Annotated in this window: 6 protein-coding genes; 3 read left to right on the forward strand and 3 right to left on the reverse strand. The window is 72.5% G+C overall.

Annotated features, from left to right (window positions below):
• Positions 1-70 precede the first annotated feature (70 nt).
• Both AB0A90_RS16495 and AB0A90_RS16500 read left to right on the forward strand, forming a co-directional pair.
• Positions 71-2,974 (forward strand): glycoside hydrolase family 9 protein, encoded by a 2,904-nt coding sequence (locus AB0A90_RS16495; protein WP_357247821.1) that lies wholly within the window; start codon positions 71-73, stop codon positions 2,972-2,974.
• A gap of 110 nt (positions 2,975-3,084) precedes the next feature.
• The gene (locus tag AB0A90_RS16500) at positions 3,085-3,612 is read left to right on the forward strand and encodes a DUF488 domain-containing protein (protein ID WP_357247823.1); all 528 of its coding nucleotides are present in this window, start codon (positions 3,085-3,087) and stop codon (positions 3,610-3,612) included.
• A 1-nt stretch (position 3,613) separates the two neighbouring features.
• Here AB0A90_RS16500 and AB0A90_RS16505 read toward each other — a convergent pair whose 3' ends face one another.
• The 3 genes from AB0A90_RS16505 to bioB are packed head-to-tail and all read right to left on the reverse strand — an operon-like array spanning position 3,614 to position 5,317.
• Positions 3,614-4,120, reverse strand: coding sequence for a GNAT family protein (locus AB0A90_RS16505; protein WP_357247826.1), 507 nt, complete (start codon positions 4,118-4,120; stop codon positions 3,614-3,616).
• Between the two features lie 4 nt (positions 4,121-4,124).
• Positions 4,125-4,316 carry a hypothetical protein gene (locus AB0A90_RS16510; protein WP_357247829.1) on the reverse strand — a complete coding sequence of 64 codons (192 nt, stop codon included), beginning with the start codon at positions 4,314-4,316 and terminating at the stop codon, positions 4,125-4,127.
• A gap of 5 nt (positions 4,317-4,321) precedes the next feature.
• The gene (bioB, locus tag AB0A90_RS16515) at positions 4,322-5,317 is read right to left on the reverse strand and encodes a biotin synthase BioB (protein WP_357247832.1); all 996 of its coding nucleotides are present in this window, start codon (positions 5,315-5,317) and stop codon (positions 4,322-4,324) included.
• A gap of 167 nt (positions 5,318-5,484) precedes the next feature.
• On the opposite strand from bioB, the gene AB0A90_RS16520 reads away from it, so the two are divergent.
• Positions 5,485-6,621 carry an 8-amino-7-oxononanoate synthase gene (locus tag AB0A90_RS16520; RefSeq protein ID WP_357247835.1) on the forward strand — a complete coding sequence of 379 codons (1,137 nt, stop codon included), beginning with the start codon at positions 5,485-5,487 and terminating at the stop codon, positions 6,619-6,621.
• Positions 6,622-6,767: the final 146 nt, after the last annotated feature.

A 6,767-nucleotide genomic window follows, 5' to 3' on the forward strand; every position in this document is an offset into this window, starting at 1 on the left:
GGTGGCCGTGCCGCCCGTACGCCGTCCCGCGTCGGTGCGACCGCCGGCGGCACCTCCGACAGGAGCCCGCATGCGCCACCTGACCCGGCCGTCCAGCGGCCACCCCGGTCGGTCACCGGTCGCCGACCAGCCTTGGCCCCGGCGCTTGCTGGCCGTCGGCGTCGCGCTGCTCACCGGCGCGTCCCTCGCGGTGACCGCACCGCCGTCCGGTCCCGCCGCCGCCGCGCCGGCCGCGACCTACAACTACGCCGAGGCGCTGCAGAAGTCGTTGCTCTTCTACGAGGCGCAGCAGTCCGGCAAGCTGCCCGACTGGAACCGGGTCTCCTGGCGCGGCGACAGCGCCCTCACCGACGGCGCCGGCGCGGGGCTGGATCTCACCGGTGGCTGGTACGACGCCGGCGACCACGTGAAGTTCGGGTTCCCGATGGCGTTCAGCGCCACCATGCTCGCCTGGGGCGCGGTCGAGTACCGCAGCGGCTACACCTCCTCCGGCCAACTGCCGCACCTGCTCAACAACCTGCGCTTCGTCAACGACTACTTCATCAAGGCGCACCCGTCGGCGAACGTCCTCTACGGCCAGGTCGGCAAGGGCGACGACGACCACAAGTGGTGGGGTCCGGCCGAGGTGATGCAGATGGCGCGTCCCGCGTACAAGATCGATGCGAGTTGTGGCGGCGCGGACCTGGCGGGGGAGACGGCGGCCGCGATGGCCGCGTCCTCGATGGTGTTCCGGCCCACCGACGCGGCCTACGCGGACAAGCTGCTGGGCCACGCCCGGCAGCTCTACACCTTCGCCGACACGGTGCGGAAGTCCTACCACGAGTGCATCACCGACGCGACCAGCTTCTACCGCTCGTGGAGCGGCTGGCAGGACGAGCTGGTCTGGGCCGCCATCTGGCTGCACCGTGCCACCGGCGAGGCGAGTTACCTGGCCAGGGCCGAGAGCGAGTACGACAAGCTCAACACCGAAAACCAGTCCACCACCCGCTCCTACAAGTGGACGATCGCCTGGGACAACAAGCAGTTCGGCGCGTACGTTCTGTTGGCCAACCTGACCGGCAAGCAGAAGTACGTCGACGACGCCAACCGGTGGCTCGACTACTGGACCGTCGGGGTGAACGGGCAACGGGTTCCGTATTCCCCGGGCGGGATGGCGGTGCTCGACTCCTGGGGGGCGCTGCGCTACGCCGCGAACACCTCCTTCGCCGCGCTCGTCTACAGCGACAAGACCACCGACACCACGCGCAAGGCGCGCTACCACGACTTCGCCGTCCGGCAGATCAACTACGCGCTCGGCGACAACCCGCGCAACTCCAGCTACGTCATCGGGTTCGGCGCCAACTCGCCGAAGAACCCGCACCACCGCACCGCGCACGGCTCCTGGTGGGACAGTCAGACCGTGCCCGTGGAGACCCGGCACACCCTCTACGGCGCGCTCGTCGGTGGCCCGTCCTCGGCCAACGACGCGTACAGCGACAGCCGGTCGGACTACGTGATGAACGAGGTGGCCACCGACTACAACGCCGGCTTCACGTCCGCGCTGGTCCGGCTGACCTCCGAGTACGGCGGCACTCCGCTGGCCAACTTCCCGGTCGCCGAGACGCCGGACATCGACGAGTTGACGGTGGAGACCACCGTGGCGCAGGCCGAGCCGCGGGCCACCGGGCTCAAGGTGATGGTCTACAACAAGTCGGCGTTCCCGGCGCGTGCGCTGAGCGACGGGAAGTTCCGGTACTACTTCCGGCCCGACGGCACCGGCCCGGTGCAGGTCACCGCCGGCTACACCCAGGGCTGCCCGTCCCCGACCACGGCCAAGCAGTTCAGCGGCGACATCTGGTACGTGGAGGTCGACTGCACCGGCTACACCATCGCCCCGGCCGGCCAGTCGGCGCACCGGATGGAGGTCCAGTTCAAGATCGGGGTGCCGGAGGGCGGCACCTGGGACCCGACGAACGACCCGTCGTACCAGGCCACCGCCGGCCCCAACCGGAAGGTGCCGCTCTACTCCGGCACGACCCGCGTCTGGGGCGAGGAGCCGGGGCCGGTCGTGCCGGACACCACCGCCCCGACCACGCCGGGTAAGCCCGTCGCGTCCGGCCTCGCGCCCCGCTCGGTCACCCTGACCTGGCCAGCCTCCACCGACAGTGGCGGCAGCGGCCTGGCCGGCTACGACGTCCGCGAGATCCAGGTTGGTGGCGACACGGTGCTGAACCGGCCCGTCACCGGCACCACGCTCACCATCTCGACGCTGCTGCCGGAGCACACGTACGAGTTCGCGGTCATCGCCCGCGACGGCGCGGGCAACAGGTCGGCGGCCTCACCGGTGCTCACCGTGACCACACCGCCGACCGGCTCGGCCGACACGACGGTGCCGAGCACGCCCGGCACCCCGGTCGCGTCGGCGGTCACCGCCACCGGGCTCACCCTGGCCTGGACCCCGTCGACCGACAACGTCGGCGTCACCGGTTACCGGGTCTACCGCGAGGCCGGCGCCACCGACGCGCTTGTCGGCTCGCCGACCGGCACCACCGTGGCGGTGTCCGGGCTGACCGCGTCGACGGCGTACCAGTTCTACGTGGTGGCCGTGGACGCGGCGGGCAACACCTCCGCGGCGTCCGCGCCGGTCGCGGTGACCACCGCGGCCCCGCCGGTCGGCGGGGCCTGCACGGTGGGGTACGCCGTCACCGACTGGAGCCCCGGCTTCACCGCCAGCGTGACGATCACCAACACCGGCACCAGCGCGATCAACGGCTGGACGTTGCGGTTCAGCTTCCCCGGCGGGCAGACCGTCAGCCAGGGCTGGTCGGCGACGGTCAGCCAGACCGGGGCCGCCGTCACCGCCACGGGCCTGTCCTACAACGGGACGATCGCGCCGGGCGCGTCGGTCAACTTCGGCTTCAACGGCGCGCACACCGGCACCAACCCGAAGCCGACGGCCTTCACTGTCAACAACGTCACCTGCGCCATCGCCTGAGCTGAGTTCCGACGAGATCTTGGACAGTTGTCGTCACGCCGAGACGGTAACTGTCCAAGATCTCGCTCGGGCCGGGGATAACCGGCCGGGATTTCGGGCAAGTCAGCCGCGTGGGGGAGTTGCTGACCGTCGGGCACGGCACAGCCGACCGGGTGCGGCTGGGCGAGCTGCTGACCGGCGCCGGGGTGGCCCTGCTGGTGGACGTGCGGCGATACCCGGCCAGCCGCACCAACCCGGACGTCCACCGCGAGGAACTCGAACGGTGGCTGCCCGAGTACGGGATCGACTACCGCTGGGAGCCGAACCTGGGTGGACGCCGGCACGTCCCGGCCGGCGAGCCGGAGCCGGACACCTGGTGGAAGGTCGCCGCGTTCCGGGCGTACGCCGCGTACACCCGCACGCCGGCGTTCGACGCGGCGCTGACCGGCGTCCTGGCCGACGCTGCCCAACGGAGCACTGCCGTGATGTGCAGCGAGAGCCTCTGGTGGCGCTGTCACCGCCGACTGATCGCCGACGTCGCGACCCTCGGTCGGGCAACACCGGTGGCGCACCTCACGCCGGACGGGCGGCTCAGCACCCACCAACCCGCCGAGGGTGCCCGGCGCCTCCCGAACGGGCACCTGTGCTGGGACGGCTGAGTCACTCCACGAGATCGTCGGCGAGCAGGTCCATCAGCAGGCCGTCGTGCCAGCGCCCGTCGTCGCCGCGCTCGTAGCGGCGCAGCACGCCGACCGGGCGGAAACCGACCTTCGCGTACGCGCGGATCGCGGCGCTGTTCGCCGCAGCCGGGTCGATGGTGAAGCGGTGGTGGCCGTACTCGTCGATCAGGTGCCGGGCCAGGGTGCGGATCGCGTCGACGCCGAGCCCTGCGCCGCGCACCGTCGGGTCGAGGAAGATGTCCATGCTGGCGTGCCGGTAGTCCGGGTCCGGTTCGGCGTGCCACTGGATCGCGCCGATCACCCGGCCGTCGTGCTCGATGGCGTACAGGGCCAGGTCGTCGTCGGCGAGGTCGTCGCGGACCGCCGCGGCGAGGTCGTCGTCGCCACGCCACCAGCGGCGCACCTCCGGCGTGGCCCGGATCGCCGCGAGGGCCGGCACGTCCTCGACCGTCGCCGGTCGCAGGGTCACCGCCCGTCCACGCAGCACCGGCTCAGCCCAGGGTCTCGCCGTGCTCGACGCAGACCGCCGACCAGCCGACCGGCAGCACCTGCACCTTCATCCGGCGGCGGCACCGGTGGCAGAACCGGGGCGGCTCCAACTGGCGGGCCGAGGCGCAACCCGGATGGGCGGCGGTCGTCGCCGACTCACCGCACCTGTCGCACCACACCTCGGTCGTCGTCATCGTCGTCACAGCGTGGCGGAGAGTGCCTTGACCGGCATCTTCAGCTCGTCCAGCAGGTCCAGGTCGGCGGTCGCCGGCCGACCCAGCGTGGTCAGGTAGTTGCCGACGATCACGGCGTTGATGCCGCCGAGCAGGCCGTCCCGCGTGCCCAGGTCACCGAGGGTGATCTCGCGACCACCCGCGTACCGGAGGATGGTGCGGGGCATGGCCAGCCGGAACGCGGCGATGGCCCGCAGCGCGTCCTTGCCCTCCACCACCGGACGGTCGCCGAGCGGCGTGCCCGGCCGGGGGTTGAGGAAGTTGAGGGGCACCTCGTGCGGGGCCAGCTCGGCGAGTTGCGCGGCGAACTCGGCCCGCTGCTCGACGGTCTCGCCGAGGCCGAGGATGCCACCACAGCACACCTCCATGCCGGAGTCGCGCACCATCCGCAGCGTCTCCCAGCGCTCCTCCCAGGAGTGCGTGGTGACCACGTTGGGGAAGTACGACCGGCTGGTCTCCAGGTTGTGGTTGTAGCGGTGCACGCCCATGTCGACCAGCTCGTCGACCTGCTCCTGGGTGAGCATGCCCAGCGAAGCGGCGACCTGGATGTCGACAGCCTCCCGGATGGCGGCGACGCCCTCGCGCATCTGCTTCATGAGCCGGGCGTCCGGGCCACGCACCGCGGCCACGATGCAGAACTCGGTCGCCCCGGTCTTCGCCGTCTGCTTCGCCGCCTCGACAAGGGACGGGATGTCCAGGTAGACCGAGCGCACCGGAGAGGTGAACAGGCCGGACTGGGAGCAGAAGTGGCAGTCCTCCGGGCAGCCGCCGGTCTTCAGCGAGACGATGCCCTCGACCTCGACCTCCGGGCCGCACCACCGCATCCGCACCTCGTGGGCGAGTTGCAGGGCGGCGGGCAGGTGCTCGTCGGGCAGGTTCAGCACGGCGAGGATGCCGGCCTGGTCGAGGCCGACGCCGTCACCCAGCACCTGGGTCCGGGCCTGGTCGAGGATCTCTGGCATGGCTCGTAGCCTACTAGGCCTGGTCCACGCCCCCCGATCAGCCGGAATGGCCGGGCCGCCCGCCGGCCGCCCGCACCGAGTGGATCCGTCGGGCTGACGGGGGCGGGTGGTAATTTCGCCCGGCGGGTGTCGGGCTGACCGGCGCGGACGGCGGCGAAGGGGTGACGGTGGCGGACTGGCTGGCGGCGCTCGACCGCCGTGCGCAGTTGCGGGCGAAGGCGGGGCTGACCCGGCGGCTGCACCCGCGACCCGCTGGCGACGGCGTGACCGATCTGGCCGGCAACGACTACCTCGGCCTGGCCACGCACCCGGAGGTCACCGCGGCGGCCATGGCGGCGCTGTCGGCGTACGGGCTGGGGGCCACCGGGTCCCGCCTGGTCCGTGGGTCCACCGACGCCCACCAGGCGCTGGAGGACGACCTGGCGCAGTGGTTGGGCACCGATCGCGCCCTGGTCTTCTCCTCCGGCTACCTGGCCAACCTCGGTGCGCTGCGGGCGCTCGTCCAACCTCGGACGCTGCTCGTCTCCGACGCCCACAACCACGCGTCCCTGATCGACGGCTGCCGGATCTCCGGCGCGGAGACGGTGGTCACCCCGCACGCCGACGTGGACGCCGTGGCTGCCGCGCTCGCGGCCGTTCCGGGCCGCCCGGCGGTGGTGGTGACCGAGTCGGTCTTCTCGGTCGACGGTGACCTCGCACCGCTGGCCCGGCTGCACGCGGTGGCCCGCCGCCACGGTGCGCTTCTGCTTGTCGACGACGCGCACGCGCTCGGCGTGACCGGTCCGGCCGGCGCCGGCGCGGTGGCCGCCGCGGGGCTGGCCGGCGAACCGGACGTGCTGGTGACCGCCACCCTGTCCAAGGCGCTCGGTGGCGCCGGCGGTGTGGTCGCCGGCCCGGCCGAGTTCGTCCGGCATCTGGTCGAGACCGGGCGCACGTTCATCTTCGACACGGCACTGCCACCGGCGGTCGCCGCCGGGGTGCATGCCGCGCTGCGACTGGCCCGGGTCGGCGACGAGCTGCGCGCGGAGCTGTCCGACCGGGTGCGGCTGGCGGTCGGTCGACTGGGTGCCGCCGGGCTGTCCGTCTCCGCGCCGGACGCGGCGGTGATCTCGGTGACCGCCCCCGGGCCGGAGGCGGCGACCGCCTGGGCCGCCGACTGCCGGGCTCGGGGTGTCGCGGTGGGCTGTTTCCGGCCCCCGTCCACCCCGGACAGCCGTTCCCGCCTGCGCCTCACGGTCAGCGCCGGGGTGCCCCGGGTGGATTTCGAGCGTGCCCTGGAGGTCATCGTGGACTGTGCCCCGTGAGCGCGAGGAGTGAGCCGGGGTTGCGAGCCCCGCAGTCGCGAGCAGAGGTGGCCCCGTGAGCGCGAGGAGTGAGCCGGGGTTGCGAGCCCCGCAGTCGCGAGCAGAGGTAGCCCCGTGAGCGCGAGGAGTGAGCCGGGGTTGCGAGC

Origin of the sequence: Micromonospora sp. NPDC049204, from assembly GCF_040647935.1 — a bacterium.
Taxonomy (GTDB): domain Bacteria; phylum Actinomycetota; class Actinomycetes; order Mycobacteriales; family Micromonosporaceae; genus Micromonospora.